Genomic DNA, 15,000 nt, shown 5'->3' with positions numbered 1-15,000 from the left:
CTTGCTTGGTTCTCAGCGCAAGGGGCAAAAGAGAAATCGACGCGCCAAACTTCTGACCACATCGATCATCGCGAGTAGACCGTGGAGACGATTGCTGTTGCCTTGTTTCTCCTGCTCGCCGTCGTGGTCAGCGGCACGCTCGCATGCATGTCTCCAGTGGCTTTGCCGCCGCCGCTCGTGCAGATAGCGCTCGGCGCATTCATTGCCTCGGTCGCGAATTTCGGCGTCAAATTGAGGCCGGATATTTTCTTCCTTCTGTTCCTGCCGCCTCTGCTCTTCTTGGATGGCTGGCGCATTCCGAAGGAGGGATTGTTGCGCGACAAAGCGACAATCCTGGAGCTGGCGCTCGGCCTCGTCGTGTTCACGGTCGTTGGTGTCGGGTCTTTCATCAACTGGATGATCCCGGCGATGCCGCTGGCTGTCGCCTTCGCGCTTGCCGCGATTGTCTCACCCACCGATTCTACCGCGGTTTCCGCGATCGCTGCCCGCGTGCCAATTCCCAAGCGATTGATGCACATTCTTGACGGTGAGTCGCTGCTCAATGATGCCTCGGGCCTCGTGTGCATGCGCTTCGCCATTGCCGCAGCACTAACGGGGACGTTCTCGCTCCTCGACGCGGTCGGCACGTTCCTTTGGCTTGCGATCGGCGGCGTTGCCATAGGTGTAGGCGTCACCTGGATTGCGTCCGCCGCGAAGAACTGGGTATCGCGGCATTTCGGCGAGGAGACCGGCTCGCAGATCCTGATCAGCCTGTTGATCCCGTTTGGTGCCTACCTTTTGTCCGAGCATCTGCATTGCTCCGGCATTCTCGCCGCCGTCGCGGCTGGCATCACCATGAGCTACGTCGAGCAGAGCGGCCAGGCGCTTCCCATCACCCGAGTTCGGCGCAGCGCGGTTTGGGACCTGGTTCAGTTTACCGCCAGCGGCATCATCTTCGTATTGCTTGGAGAGCAGCTTCCGCAGTTCGTCATCGGTGCAGCGCAGGTGGTGCATGAGGCCGGACAACACGAAGCGATCTGGCTCGTTGTGTATGTGGTTGCCATCAATCTCGCCCTTGCCGTGTTGAGATTCATATGGGTCTGGACGTCATTGCGCTTCACGTTGTTTCGGACAGCGCTGAAGGGCCAAAACTCATACGTACCAAGCTGGCGTCTCATCGCGGCGACATCGCTCGCCGGCGTTCGAGGGACCATAACGCTCGCCGGCGTGCTAACGCTGCCTCTGACCATGAACGATGGGTCCGCGTTTCCGGCGCGCGACCTTGCAATCTTTCTCGCTGCTGGCGTGATCATTGTGTCGCTGGTCGCGGCAAGTTTCAGCCTCCCGTTTCTCCTCAAAGGGCTCAAATTGCCACCTGAGCCGTCGCAACAGGAAGAAGAGGATCTGGCACGCATCGCCGCGGCGGAGGCGGCGATTCGGGCGATTGAGCAGGCGCAGCATCACATGGGGGAAGGCCGCAGCGACGCCGATCTATATACCGATGCTGGGGTACGTATCATGGAGCTTTATCGCCAGCGGATCAATGGTCGCTCTACGAGCGGCAAAGAAGCATCCCTGGCGCGAAAGATCGATGAGATCGAGCGGAGGCTGCGTCTGACCGGGCTTCGTGCCGAACGAACCGAAATCTACCGTATTGCTCGCGCCCGCCGCCTCTCCGATGAGACCTCTCGCAAGTTGGTCAGAGAGCTTGATCTACTGGAGTCGCGCTTCGCAACGCGGTGAAGCGCGCAATTTGCATCGCTTTTGCCTTCTGCGCTTCCAATACTTATCCTTCTTGTGAGTGGCCGCGAGCAATTCCTTCCAGGCGCATCCTCGAATTGGTGCGAGGCGGACGGCACAAGCGCGGCCGTAGTGTGAAGGCGTCCCATCGATGTCGACGCGTGGCAAATTGCGCGGCACGGCAATTTGCGGAAGGGCCGCGCGAAGGATCTGTTTGTTGGGTACCGCGGACACCGTTCAGAGCGGCATAGGCTTTCGCTAATGACCAACACGGACATTGGCCCTTTCGCGCGACGCGGCTGCTGAACGTGCTTGCATCGTTCCTGCCACGCCTAAACAAGATTTTAATGGTGACGGTTTGGGCGTCTCCTATCTGAAAAATGTTCGCACAACAAAGGAGACAACCATGAAGTTGACGGTAATCGCATCACGGTCTGCGTTCGCGATCGATAACGACGAATGGATCAGCTGTTCTCACTGGGGTATGTTTCCAGTGCCGCGAAAGACCTCGAACTCGGGTGGCCGGGCATGAGCTAAGGTTGGTGTCCCGAGGTGAAGCGCGCTTTGCGGTCAGGCATTCGAGTCTGACCCGGAGCGGGCGTTCGGCTTGATAAGCCTTCCAGGACGAGCTAGCCGGTTTCCGGTCGCTGCTCGAAGGCCGAGTGAAGGAGGTCCGATTTCACGGCCAGACAGGCTGGAGCAAGTTTTGGGAATCGCCTGAATGAATCAGATTACTAGCATGTCCCGCCCCAAGTCTGACAACTTCACCCTGTCGCTGATCGGGACGCTCGTCGCAGCGAGCCTCCTGCCGTGCCGCGGCGCGGCGGCGGCGACCGTAGATGATCTCACCAACGTCGCCATCGCCCTGCTGTTTTTCCTGCATGGGGCAGAGCTGTCGCGTGAAGCCGTGATCGCGGCGGCAAGTCACTGGCGGCTACACGTCCTGGTGCTATTGATTACATTTGTCGTGTTTCCGCTGTTCGGCCTGGCGTTCAAACCGCTCCTGTCTCCACTCGTGACGCCCACGCTCTATGCCGGTATCCTATTTCTCTGCACCCTGCCGTCCACGGTCCAATCCTCAATCGCCTTCACGGCCATGGCGAAGGGCAACGTCCCGGCGGCGGTCTGCAGCGCCTCGGCCTCGAGCATCACCGGCATCTTCGTCACGCCGCTGGTGGTAAGCCTCGTGCTCTCGAGCCATGTCGGAATGGGTTCGGGCTGGCGAACCGTCGGCGAAATCGTGCTGCAGCTGCTCGTGCCCTTCGTCTGCGGGCAGCTTCTACGGCCGTTGATTGGCGGATGGATCCAGCGCAACGAGAGCATCGTTAGCGGGGTTGACCAAGGCTCGATCCTGCTCATCGTCTATTCAGCCTTTAGCGAGGCGTTAGGCGAAGGCCTGTGGCGCCAGGTTCCGCCTTCGGCGCTGGCCGGGCTGCTAGTCGCAGACGGCGTCCTCCTGGCGGCCGCGCTGATCACCACCGCGCTGGTCAGCAAATGGCTGGGCTTCGAGCATGCCGACCGGGTAACCATCGTCTTCTGCGGCTCGAAGAAGAGCTTGTCTCAGGGTATCATCATAGCCAAGGTGATCTTCGCTTCGCACGCCGTGGGCGCGGCCATCCTTCCCCTCATGATCTTCCATCAGATCCAGCTGATGGTCTGCGCGGCGCTGGCTAAGCGGTGGGGCCGTCGCGCGGAGCGCTTTCCATCCCGGGCTTCAGCGGATGCGAAATCCCTTTTGCCGCACTGACGAAGCTCCCGCCTTTGCTGCGGGTTCACCGCGGCTTCGATTTTCAGGCGGTAGTGCATGGCTGAAGGCGAGCGATGCAAGCAACCCGTCGCCCTTGCGGCGTAACGAGATCGCGCCGGAACCGGCGTGATGTGAAGGTCGGGAGGCCGACCGTGCGTAATGCAGAGCCGGTCGATCCGGCGATCGGGACAACCCACTTGTGCGGTCGCATCATCGAATGCGCGCTTTTAACCGGAACCTGATCCGCGGGGAGCATTATGGCCAGTGGTCATGTGAACCGCACCTGCAAACCGAACACATGGTTGCACCGAAAGAGCCTGCGACGTAAAGAAGGTTCTTGCCAACCCGGAGCAGTCCACACATGGCGCCGTTGATACTTGCCGACTGATCCCGAGAATGTCCGCTAGCCGGAAGACCGAAAATGATCGATGGGCGATCAGAGTGACGAGAATTTCTGACAGGGATTGCAGCGATCGCGGAACCGTCCCCGTCGCCTACCTTGCCTAGCTCTCGCGTAATGCCCGGGCCAACGCGCGCGTCTTTGTGCGTGAGGCCGCCTCCTGGCTCTGCGGGCAGCTGGCACGGCACGCCTTGACGCAGGGACTGAGTGCCTCTTCGATGATGGTGTTGATAGTGCGCGCGCAACGACCGCAATCGGCGCTGCAACCAAGGCAGCCATAGAGCTGCCTGGCATTTCGTGGCAAGGACCCGCTGCCGTTCATGGCATTGCGGACGTCGTGGTCGCTGAGGACGTTGCAGGAACAAACGATCATTTGGAGGCGGGCCCGGTCTGTGATGCTTCCCGGACGTCGCTTGCGTCATTGAGAAGTTTCGCAAGTTGATCGAAATCTGCGAAAGGTGGCGTTACGATCGTACGGGCGGCAGCGAGACAAAAGGAACACGAGTGGTGCATTCACGGGGATGCGCAATCGAGTCCGTCGGCAATCGTTGCGATAGGCGAGAACGTCCCTCAGTTGAACGCGAAAGCCAGCAAGCTCGAGCCCAGCAGCACAAGGCTGGCGGCTGTCAGCGTGAGGAATCCATCGGAAACCAAATCGTGATTGTGCATGATAAACCTGCCGTGTGAGATGCTCGTCCGAGTTTACTAAAGCGTTCCAACCAGGCCTCTGATTCGCAGACGGAAATCGACTCCGTCCGCACGATTCAAGACTTTGCGGATCTCGGAGGCCCGGCTCAGCGCAGCGCCTTCTGCGTGAAACATGCTCGATTTGGGTGGCTTCTTCCATCACACTTGCGTTCTGCGGCATAACATCTTCTGGTCGTCTGCGATAAACCTTGGTTTGACCGTCACGACGAAACGGCAGCGAAGTCGGGGAGGGCGTACGAAGTGTTCAGGATGGACGCCAGTATGGAGCCGCGCTAAGGCCGCCTCGATTGGCGGCCTTGTAGCTAATTCCGATCAAGCCCGCCTCATTGCCCCAAGTGTCAGGGCCATATGATGCTAACCCGGATCGAACATAACCCGGGAGTCACTTGATGCGAATCTTCGACTGTCCGCAATGTGAATATGTCCAAGAATTGCTGATCGAATACCCGCAGAACGTGGGGCCGGCGGCCAGCAAAGATTTTGGGCCCCACACTGTCTTAGAAGGAGCCGCCGGCGCTCACAACGGCGGATCCTGCCTGCCAATGGCAAGCCACTCCGAGAATCTAACAGAGAATTTAATGGGACCGACGGATTGCGAACCTACATCAGGATCGTGCCGCTCTCCCTCAGACAGGCACTGCTAGCGCGGCCCCAGTGGCTCCCCCCGGTCGCTGGGGCCGACATGTTCAAGGTTTCTCCTTTCACTACGCCGTTCCGCCACGGCCGCCGTTCCACTACGAAGAGCTGTTTGGCGGCGGCACGGAGTTATAGAACGAGACCACCCGCTCATGCTTTGAATTTTTTTCCGCTTTCGGCGGCATGGCGGACCTGGCCGACTTGCTACCGGCGCGACCTGGTCGCGAATACAGACCCAAGCAGTCGTGCAAGGTCTGCTTCTGTCAATTGGCCCGACGGAGCCGCGTACGCCAACATGGAACGGCATGAGCGGCCGTTTCAATCGTTCATCATGTTCGGAGCTTCAGGCGTCTTGCCCGCCGATCCACAGGTGCTCTCCGAATGTCGGCAACCGGTCGCTTTTCGCAAACCGTTGAAGAACTCTCCTCGGATAGCCGCCGATGGCGCGTTCACGCGCAACGGCGCGTGACGAACGCGGGGCCAAAATTTGTGATCGGTTCCCTCGCCGACCTCGCGCAGCGGTGAACGACTATAAACAAATATTTCATTTAAACCGCCGGTCGCTCCACTCATTTTCAAAGCAGACGCCAAAATGTTTTGGCTTCTGTATCCAATGGAGAAACTGAGATGACAAGATTCAAAGTTCTGTCGGCTGGGCTGATCGCCGCAGCCATGTTGACCACGCCCGCGATGGCTCGGGAGTATCGGCACGTCGCCAACGGGGCCGACGTCAGCGTCCCGCGTGGCGCCCTTGATGGGCGTGGCTGCGTCCGCGCTCCGGACGTCGGCGCATTTGCATCGGACCCCTACACCAGACCCCCGTGCGAACCCGCGTCGTCTTATTGATAGGTCGGCGCGGCATCTGGCTGAACGGGTAGGCAACGAACCCGGATCGATCGATGAGGACGCGCCGCTGGCACTGCAATGTGGGAAGCGTGCGAATAGTTCGGGCTGGGAGCGATTTGCCACCAGCCCGAAATCTTTGTACGGCCCCACGCAGCTGAGCATTCAAAATTCAAGCGGGCGCGTGAGCCCGGTTGTGGCCATCGCGTCATTTCGCTGCGCTGCGGAATTTGGTCGCGATCAACCCAGCGAGATTGCCAACGGGCTCAATGATCGAGGTATTCGACCAGCCAGCGGACGTGCCGTTAGTCCCCAGCGATACACAAGCGACAACATATGCAGGAGCATCCAATGGTGGCGGTCCGCGAACCCGTTCTTAAGCCGGTAGGTATCACCGACCTGCGCCCAACCCAGATTACCGTAGGCATGCGCGAGGTCGAGGGAAAGCGGAAAGGCTGGCGCGAGAAGAAGGGCAAGAAAGCTGCGGAGTTTCTCGGCAAACACATGATTCCAGTTATTCTGGGACCAAGTGATCGCCTTTATATTATTGATCATCATCATTTGACGCGCGCACTTCACGAGGAGGGCGTCAAAGATGTGTTAGTTGCGGTTGTCGCCAACCTTAGCATGGTCGACCCGGGTACTTTTTGGAGGGTTCTCGACAATCGCAGGTGGATGCATCCGTTTGACGACAAGGGTCGTCGTCGCGACTACAAGGATATTCCGAAATCGGTGCGCGACCTCGTGGATGATCCTTTCCGCTCTCTGGCCGGCGAATTGAGGCGCGCGGGGGGATTCGCCAAAGATACGACACCGTTCAGCGAGTTTCTGTGGGCGGACTTTCTGCGACGGCGAATCAAACGCAGGCTCATTGAGCGTGATTTTGATCGCGCACTCATAACGGCAATGAAGTTTGCCAAGAGTCAGGAAGCCATTTATCTTCCTGGATGGGGCGGGCCAGCATCCCTGGACTGAGCGGAGGTACACAATTCTGTTCGTTCCGGGCTCCGGAGTGTGGGGCCAGAATTCGAACGGTCCAGACCTGATCAAGTGTACAGGCCTTCCAAGCGTACGCTGACACGAAGGGTGGGGCGAGCTCGATCGAACGATCGAAGTGAGTCCGCTTCGCGGAAGCGCTGCGTAGGAAGGGCTGCCTCGGGAAGCCATTCCCTGGCGACAAGCTCGCGATCGCTGGATGGAATCGATATCGGCTCCGAACTCTCCCCTTCTGAGAAGCTCATCGGCCTGATTATCGCCTTGCAGTTCATCAACCGAGACCCGGCCCGCCGCGCTTCAATTGGGCTTTGGCTGGTCAAAAGCTCCTCGCGCGCACAACCGGATTGTCGCGGCGAACCGTCTGCTCCGCCATGAAACGTCTTGAAGAATTCGGGGTGCTTGTCATCGATCACGGAGGGGGGACGTTGGCCAGGTTCGTCGCTCTGCTACACTTTAAGGATGGGCAAACTCGACAGGCTGCCCCGACCTGCCGCAGTCGAACATCCGTGAAGGAGAATCGCCACCGGGGTGTGCAAACGACGACACTTAACTGCACTGGTGATCTTCTCGATTGCGCACCGCTTCATTGACCTTCGCCATGTGGGCGTAAGCGTCGACCGCGTGAGCGACAAAGATACCAGCGCTAAGCAGGGTTAGAAATGCCGCGACTGCTTCAATCATTTTTGACATTCCTTGAGGTCAGTAGCAACGCCCCAGGCCAGAGGCATCAACATCCCCGGCAGATCGAATTTATCATTTTGTCGACCTTCGCGTCTTCAGGGTCGATAGCGGGCTTGGTGTCAAGCATGGGGTGGCCCACGCCATCTGACGAAAGCGCAGTGCCCGACGAGTTGGTGCCGGGCGCCGCAGCGGTGGTGCCGAACGCGCCGCCCATCATGGACATACCCATCATGCCCATATGAGACGATCCCATGCCATGCGCTCCTCCCATGCCGCCGCGGGCGAACGCCGCGGTGGTTGAAAGGCCAACGCAAAGGGCGATGCAAAGAACGGAAAGCTTTTTCATGCCGAGACTCTTCGTTAGCGCCGGCCGGCGGGCAGCTCCGAAGGGGATTTCGATTGCGCCGACCCTCGACACCGCCGCGGCTGTGATTATCCCCGCGTTGCTACTACCCTGCGAGGCGTTGCCTGGGCCGAAGTCGTTAAGGAGGATACCAGCCGTACCTACGACTGCGACGATTAGCGTTACTATCGGGGGTATCACCGCGCCGGTCCTTTCTCTTGATCGTTCGGCCCAATTCGTTGGTCGATGTGCGTGAAGTTGATGTAGGTTCGCAATCCGCCGACACCATTAAATTGAAGTTTATTCCGTGCGTTTTGACAGGCACGCGAGCCAAGCGGCATCAAAGGCATTCGACCCAATCGTGAAGCCGCTACGGCTTGGCGCGGTGGCCACCAGTGCGCACATAGTCGGCGTGACATCCATGATAACTGAGCAAGTACGATGCGAACTGTTCTGGCCATGGGCCTACTGACCACTTTGTGCGCTTCTGCCAACGCCGCCACGGTGCATCACTTCAAACCGCCTGCGGGTCACTTCACCCGGTCCAACATGTTACTGCTCCCTCGCCGCGATTCGCGGTTCCGGGATGGACCGACGAAGAGACCCGGCAGTGGCTGTATAACGGAAGCGCCGCCTCTGGCTTAGGCTGATAGCCTCCAATCGCCGCTCAACACAGGCCGATCAGTGTTAGTAAGCCCAAGGTGCTTGACTACTTGGTCCGATACCAGATGCGTCGGCGAGAAAATTTGCGGTAGCGCAGATGTCATCGCGCGCCTTCCGGCGCACCGGCGACGGACGCCTTTACGTCGAGCCGACGGGACAGAAAGCTGAGTGTGAGGGCGACAGCGGCAAGAGCCGCGCCGATCCACGGCAACTCGCGATAGGCCAGACCGTCGGTCAGGGCGAGACCGCCGACCCAGGCGCCTGCGGCGTTGCCAAGGTTGAATGCACCCTGATTGAGGGTAGAGGCGAGATTGGGTGCCTGCGCTGCCTCGTTGACGACGCGCATCTGCAATGGGGAGACCAGGGCGAACGCCAGGAAACCCCAGCAGAAGACCGTCGCGGCCGCCGGCACCAGCGATGCGGTCGTAAGCGTGAACAGGCCCAAGACCGGAATCAGCAACGCCAAGATGCCGATCACTGACGGCATCAGCTTCCAGTCGCCGAGCCACCCTCCAATGAAATTACCCGCCGTGAGTCCAGTGCCGAACAGCAGCAGCATGAACGTGACCTCGTGCGGCGAGATCACTGTCACGTTCTCCAGAATCGGGGTGATGTAAGTGAAGACACTGAAGAGGCTTGCAGACACCGCCATGCTGATCAGCATTGCTAAAATCACCTGCGTGCTGCCAAGCGACCTTGCTTCGTGGATGAACTGCATGCGGGGAGCGGGTATGTCGCGCGGCAGCCAGGCGTAAAGGGTAAATGCCGCGGCGAAGCCGATGACAACCACGGCCCAAAATGTATTCCGCCAGCCGACGGCTTCGCCGAGTGCGGTGCCAAACGGAACGCCTAGCACATTGGCGAGGGTGAGACCGGCGAACATCATTGCGATCGCTTGGGCCTTTTTCTGCTCCGGCACCAGGGCGGCGGCGACGACAGCGCCGAGTCCGAAGAATGCGCCGTGACAAAGTGCCGTTGCGATTCGCGCGGCCATCAACAGGGCATAATTCGGAGCCAGCGCGCAAAGCAGGTTGCCGAAAATGAAGATGCCGATCAGCAAAAGCAACGCCCTCCGCCGGTCCATTCTTGCCGTTGCAATGGCAAGGAAAGGAGACCCGAATGCCACGCTCAACGCATATCCGGTCACAAGGAGACCGGCGTGCGGGATCGTGACGCCAAGATCGCCGGCAACATCGGGCAACAGTCCCATGATCACGAATTCGGTTGTGCCGATCCCAAACGAAGCCAACGCGAGGGCGAGCAAAGGAAGTCGGCTCGTGGAGGCCGGAAATTTAGTTGCGAGAGGCATGAGCGTTTACCGTTTCAACGGCGCTAGTGCTGGCGCCGGAACCTTGCACTTCAGCAAGACGACGGTTCGATGGACTGATGAAGCGTCACACCTCTAGGCTATCTGCGTCCACAAGCATTACCGTCAGAGTTGAAGATAGACGGCCGGCCTGCCGGCACCATTAAATTGCCGTTCAGAAAACTCAATTCGATTTTATGCGAGCAGGTTGGGCGTTGGTACGCGGCGGTCAGCTCAAGCTGATCGGGGTGGCGGCTGGCGCTGACTTCTGCCGGCTTCGAGGTGGCGGTTTAAGGCATTCATCACACCGACAATCAAAGCCGCGAATTGAGCGCGGTTGCGGAACGGTCGGGCTGGGAGATTTAGAAAGTCTACGAGGACGCTGGCATCAGCGGTGCCAAGGGCAGGGACAAACATCCCGGACTAGAAGGGACGATGAAGGCGGTGAATGACAAGGAGTTCGATATGGTCGCCGCTTGGTCGGTGGATCGGCTCGGTCGATCGCTGACCGATCTGCTCGGCATCCTGCAAGAGCTTCAGGAAAAGGATCGACCTGTTCCTTCATCAGCAAGGTATCGATATGTCAACCACCGCCGGCAAGGCGATGTTTCAGATGTTAGGTGTATTGCTGAGTTCGAGCGGGAGATTATTCGCATCGGCACGAGCGTAGTGCAGCGTGTTTTCAAGCAGGAGCCGCGGCCATCTTGACAGGATACAGCGGCATCTCGGCGCGCCGAACGGACGGATAGGCGAGGGCGGCCCTTGTCCGCTTTTGCCAAGATAGTGTTGCAAAAGTCGTTTTGGGGGATGGGACTCAAGCTCTCCGAGCCATAGGCGCGGCGATTGAAAAATGATGTGGGGGACCACGCCTCCACGCGCCAAACTCACAGGCGATTCCGGTAGTGGGTTTGAGGCCGCATTGATCTGCGACTATCGCTTGTTTCGTTCTTTGGCGGAAGATTAGCAGCAGCGTCTTTTGGACGAGTGTAATCAGGTGTCACACGAGACCATCTATCGCAGCCTGTTTGTCCAAGCGCGCGGCGTGCTCAAGAAAGAGCTGCTTAGCCATCTTCGATCGAAGCGCTCGATGCGTCGCTCCAGGCCGGTTGACCCGAATGGCGATAAACGGGGGGCATATCAAGGATATCGTCTCAATCCGTCAGCGACCGGCGGCGGTTGAAGATCGGGCGGTGCCTGGTCATTGGGAGGGCGATCTCCTGTCCGGGCCGAACAACACCTACATCGCCACCTTGGTCGAGCGTCATACCCGTTACGTGATGTTGGCCAAGGTGGCAGGCAAGGACACCCAGACGGTTGTCACCGCGCTCATCAAGCAGGCGAAGAAGCTACCAAAGGAGCTATACAAATCCCTGACCTCGGACCGGGGCAAGGAACTTACGGATCATCGTCGCTTTGCGTTGGCGACCAAAATCGACGTCGTTTTTTGCGATCCGCAAAGCCCGTGGCAACGCGGGTCGAACGAGAATACCAATGGCCTGCTCAGACAGTACTTTCCCAAGGGCACCGACTTGTCGGTGCATTCGCAAGCCCATCTGAACAAAGTGGCTCGTCAGCTAAACGAACGACCACGTGAGACCTTGCAATTTGAAACCCCAGCAGAGAGATTTAACGCCTGTGTTGGGTCGACCGGTTGAGCCGGCAGCGCAAAGCGGACGTTCAGGTCGCGCCTCCCTCGAGACGCAATCAAACGTCCGAGTACTTTGACAAAAGAATTTCAAATACTTCGTTTCGCTTCTGCTAAGATTCATGCACATCTGGTACTCAGTCTTGCGGGTCGGTCCGGCATAACGTTTCATGCAGCTCGTTGCTGGTCGCTGCACACTTTGCAGTTATTCGATTGTTGAGCTGCTGCGTCGCTGATCTCATGAAAGCTGACAAGCACAGCAGCGTTATCCCAATAATTCTCATGATGAGATTCCCCTCGGTGTGAAGCGGAAGACAGCGCGCCTTGTTCTTTATCTCGTGCGCAGCGTCAATCATCACACCTGCCCTCGACCCTTGGCCGAGTTCAGTCGGTACGTTTCCTTTTCCCAATCTAGAACTTCGTGCTCGCTGTCTCGTCGAGCGCGGCACGCAGTCCTCGGGCAAGCTTCAATGCGTGGTCATTGGCCCAGAAATGCAGGAAGAACAGGCGCGGCTGTTCGTCGAGCATGTGGCTGTGAACCGCGGTCACGTCGATGCCGTTCGCCCGCAACGCCTTTATGACGGGATTTACCTCGTCGCCCGTAAGTACGAAATCGCCGGTAATTGCCGCCTTGCCACCGCCAGTCGGTTGGAAGTTGATCGCTATAGCCACGCCCATCGAACCGACAGGAGTAATTTGCATTCCGCCTTCCGTGATCGGATCGCGCCGCTGCACATTAAATTGATAAACGCCGCCGTTCGACTGCCCCTTCGCGCCGATGACCTGATCGAGCTGCGCCGTGTCGAGATCTACCGCCGGTGGAGGAGTGGCCGCGGCTGGCGTCGCCAATGGTGTCTTGCTTGCACCAAGGGCCTCACGAATAACGGCCGCCATCTTGACCGGATCGCCGTGGCCGCCGACATGCATGTAAAATGTCGCGGGGTTCGCCCGCAGAAGGTGATTGTGAACGGCGGTGATCTCAAGTCCGCCTTCGATCAGCTTGAGCATGACCGGATTGATCTCGGTCTCGAGCAATACGAGGTCGCCCATGACCATGGCTTCCCCATGCATCGGCTTGAACGCGACCCAGCCGCCAAGAGCCAATGCTGGCTTGATGGTGACGCCGTCGAGCGTCACGGCGAGATCGGTCCGAGGAAAGCCATACCGGTGCACGTCACCTGACACGGCAGGCTTCCTGCCAAACACGTCGTCGACCTTTTGCCAGTCGATTTGCTGGGCATGTGCGGAGGTGACAAACGGCTCCACGAAAACCTGCCAGTCGATTTTCTGCGCGTTCGCGCCGTAAATAAGCGGAATCGCGAAGATTGATGCCATGAGCCGAAGAATGATACGCATTTAGTTATCCTCTTTGGTTGGGTCGGCAGGGAGCAGGGGCAGTATCCCTAGGCTTAACGTCAACCTCGATTCCCATTGCGCGTAACGCGATGGAGAAGCCTTCGCGAACCCGCTGCTCAGGCCGGAATAGGTGATCAACGAGTTCTCACGCATGAACTCGGCAGGCGGTCGTTGGACTTGTCGCAAGTCGGCAAAACGAGGATGTTGCCCGCGTCCCTGGGGCATCCAACGCCCACCCCTAACGGCGCCGCATCAGAGCCGGTCTGTTCACAAGTCCCGGGACAGATAACGCCCGGGACAGATAACGAAGGTCCTTTTTCGTCCATGCGCAATCTCCTCGACAAATCGAGCATTGCGCAGAGCTTGGACGGAGACCGTCTGAAGGGGAGTCTGCTTTCCCCGCAATCGATTCCTAGATCGCGTGCGGCGCACGCGCAACAGGAGCCAGTGAATGATAATGCTGACGTGAAAAACGCAAATAATCACGAAGCCGTGTGCGCCCCATCGGAACCAAAACCAATCGTCGGCCCTTATCGCGAGCGTTTGCAGCTTCGGGAGACAAGCATGAAGATAGGAAAGACCATTTTCGCCGCTCTGCTGCTGGTTGGCGTCTTCTCGCCTGCCCAGGCCCTGACCCAGCAGGAGCTGGTAGCCAAGCTGGAATCCGCGGGTTATTCACAAATCCGAGAAATCAAATCGACCGCCGAAGGTACGTCCGTCAAGGCGATGAAAAACGGCAAGGAAGTGTCTCTCGTCGTCGACAGCAGCGGCCAAATCCAGGAACGGCGCTAGAGCTTGGGTCTCTCGTCGCAGGACCAATGGGCCGCCAAGGCGTCTGCTGCTAGACAAACGCAAGATCAACAAGTACCGGGCCGGGAAGGTGTTCGGCGTTTCCGGGTCGCTTGCACAAGATCCCGTCCAATGCATGTCCGTTGTTGAGCCAGCTGGGTCCGGATGGCCTAAGCGTGCGGGTTCGGACAGGTCTCCACCTCGATGGTTACGTGGCTGAGGCCGCGCAGGCCGCCGAGGCGTTCCTTATAGTCCGCAGGCGCCAGCGGCTGGTCTGAAACCACCGAGATCACCGCAGCGCGATGACCGGGACCGACCTGCCACACATGCAGGTCGGTGACGCGGTCGCCCTTGGTCTCAAGGCGGTCACGGATGACGGTTTCGAGGTTCTTGTCCGCGCTGACGTCGAGCAGCACAGCGCCGCAAGAGCGGATCAATCCGTAGGCCCAACTGGCGATTACGATGCTGCCGATGAGCCCTACCGCCGGATCGGCCCAGACCCATTGCGCAGACATTGCCACCACGAGCCCGGCAATCGCGAGGATCGACGTCGCCGCATCCGCCAGCAGGTGGACATAGGCCGCGCGCAGATTGTTGTCGTGATGATGATGCTCGTGCGAATGACCATGGTCGTGGTGGTGGCTGTGAGTATCGCGCAACAGCCAGGCGCTCAGGACGTTGACCGCAAGACCAAGCACCGCGACCGAAATAGCTTCCCTATAGGCAATCGGTACCGGATGGATCAGCCGGACCACGCTTTCGTAAGCCACCTGAACGGCGATCATCGCCAGGATGATCGCGCTTGCAAAGGCGGCGAGGTCGCCGAACTTGCCGGTGCCGAAGCTGAAACGAGAACTTTGGGCGTGCTGGCGCGCAAACAGATAGGCCAGCCCGGCGATCCCGAGCGCCACCGCGTGTGTCGCCATGTGCCAGCCGTCGGCGAGCAGCGCCATCGATCCGGACAACCAGCCCGCCATGATCTCACCGACCATCATGATGGCGGTCAGTGCCACCACGACCCAAGTGCGTCGCTCATTCCGGGCGTGCTGTGAACCGAGGAACACGTGATCGTGTTTCCACTGGTCAATTGAATGTGAGTGCATTGTTGAACCTGCGAATTATCCGTTCCTGTACTGAATATGGGCCGCTCGCGCGAAAATTCTAAGTG

Annotated in this window: 10 protein-coding genes and 2 pseudogenes; 6 read left to right on the top strand and 6 right to left on the bottom strand. The window is 59.0% G+C overall.

All coding sequences use genetic code 11. The features are described from left to right. Positions 1-81 precede the first annotated feature (81 nt). Together KIP88_RS19900 and KIP88_RS19895 are read left to right on the top strand one after the other, a co-directional pair. The gene (locus KIP88_RS19900; protein ID WP_214489650.1) at positions 82-1,722 is read left to right on the top strand and encodes a Na+/H+ antiporter; all 1,641 of its coding nucleotides are present in this window, start codon (positions 82-84) and stop codon (positions 1,720-1,722) included. A gap of 736 nt (positions 1,723-2,458) precedes the next feature. Further along, positions 2,459-3,466 carry a bile acid:sodium symporter family protein gene (locus tag KIP88_RS19895; RefSeq protein WP_249790889.1) on the top strand — a complete coding sequence of 336 codons (1,008 nt, stop codon included), beginning with the start codon at positions 2,459-2,461 and terminating at the stop codon, positions 3,464-3,466. Positions 3,467-3,969: 503 nt separating this feature from the next. On the opposite strand, the gene KIP88_RS19890 is transcribed toward KIP88_RS19895, so the two are convergent. Continuing rightward, positions 3,970-4,239, bottom strand: coding sequence for a bacterioferritin-associated ferredoxin (locus KIP88_RS19890; RefSeq protein WP_214489648.1), 270 nt, complete (start codon positions 4,237-4,239; stop codon positions 3,970-3,972). Between the two features lie 2,165 nt (positions 4,240-6,404). On the opposite strand from KIP88_RS19890, the gene KIP88_RS19885 reads away from it, so the two are divergent. Further along, entirely contained in the window at positions 6,405-7,028 is a 624-nt protein-coding gene (locus KIP88_RS19885; RefSeq protein ID WP_214489647.1) for a ParB-like protein, read from the top strand. Positions 7,029-7,595: 567 nt separating this feature from the next. Here the strand turns inward: KIP88_RS19885 and KIP88_RS47880 are convergent. The 3 genes from KIP88_RS47880 to KIP88_RS19875 form a co-directional block, all read right to left on the bottom strand. Beyond that, complete coding sequence (locus KIP88_RS47880) at positions 7,596-7,730, bottom strand: hypothetical protein (protein WP_283848519.1); 135 nt, start codon at positions 7,728-7,730, stop codon at positions 7,596-7,598. 46 nt (positions 7,731-7,776) lie between these two features. Beyond that, a complete protein-coding gene (locus KIP88_RS19880) occupies positions 7,777-8,076 on the bottom strand; it encodes a hypothetical protein (protein WP_214489646.1) in 300 nt (99 codons plus the stop codon). 760 nt (positions 8,077-8,836) lie between these two features. Then, a complete protein-coding gene (locus tag KIP88_RS19875; RefSeq protein WP_214489645.1) occupies positions 8,837-10,045 on the bottom strand; it encodes an MFS transporter in 1,209 nt (402 codons plus the stop codon). A 378-nt stretch (positions 10,046-10,423) separates the two neighbouring features. Here KIP88_RS19875 and KIP88_RS19870 point away from each other — a divergent pair. Both KIP88_RS19870 and KIP88_RS19865 read left to right on the top strand, forming a co-directional pair. Next, positions 10,424-10,750 (top strand): annotated as a pseudogene (locus KIP88_RS19870) (recombinase family protein); the annotation flags it as partial. 286 nt (positions 10,751-11,036) lie between these two features. Next, positions 11,037-11,697, top strand: a pseudogene (locus KIP88_RS19865) (IS30 family transposase); the annotation flags it as partial. Between the two features lie 401 nt (positions 11,698-12,098). On the opposite strand, the gene KIP88_RS19860 reads toward KIP88_RS19865, so the two are convergent. Then, a complete protein-coding gene (locus tag KIP88_RS19860; protein WP_214489644.1) occupies positions 12,099-13,043 on the bottom strand; it encodes a DUF1259 domain-containing protein in 945 nt (314 codons plus the stop codon). Positions 13,044-13,367: 324 nt separating this feature from the next. Between KIP88_RS19860 and KIP88_RS48195 the strand changes: the two genes are divergently transcribed. Then, positions 13,368-13,835 (top strand): PepSY domain-containing protein, encoded by a 468-nt coding sequence (locus KIP88_RS48195; RefSeq protein WP_308163595.1) that lies wholly within the window; start codon positions 13,368-13,370, stop codon positions 13,833-13,835. Between the two features lie 167 nt (positions 13,836-14,002). Here KIP88_RS48195 and dmeF read toward each other — a convergent pair whose 3' ends face one another. After that, positions 14,003-14,935 carry a CDF family Co(II)/Ni(II) efflux transporter DmeF gene (dmeF, locus tag KIP88_RS19850; RefSeq protein ID WP_214489643.1) on the bottom strand — a complete coding sequence of 311 codons (933 nt, stop codon included), beginning with the start codon at positions 14,933-14,935 and terminating at the stop codon, positions 14,003-14,005. Between the last annotated feature and the right edge of the window lie 65 nt (positions 14,936-15,000).

This window comes from Bradyrhizobium sp. SRL28, from assembly GCF_018596315.1.
Classification (GTDB): Bacteria; Pseudomonadota; Alphaproteobacteria; order Rhizobiales; family Xanthobacteraceae; genus Bradyrhizobium.
This window is presented reverse-complemented; position numbering and strand designations above follow the sequence as displayed.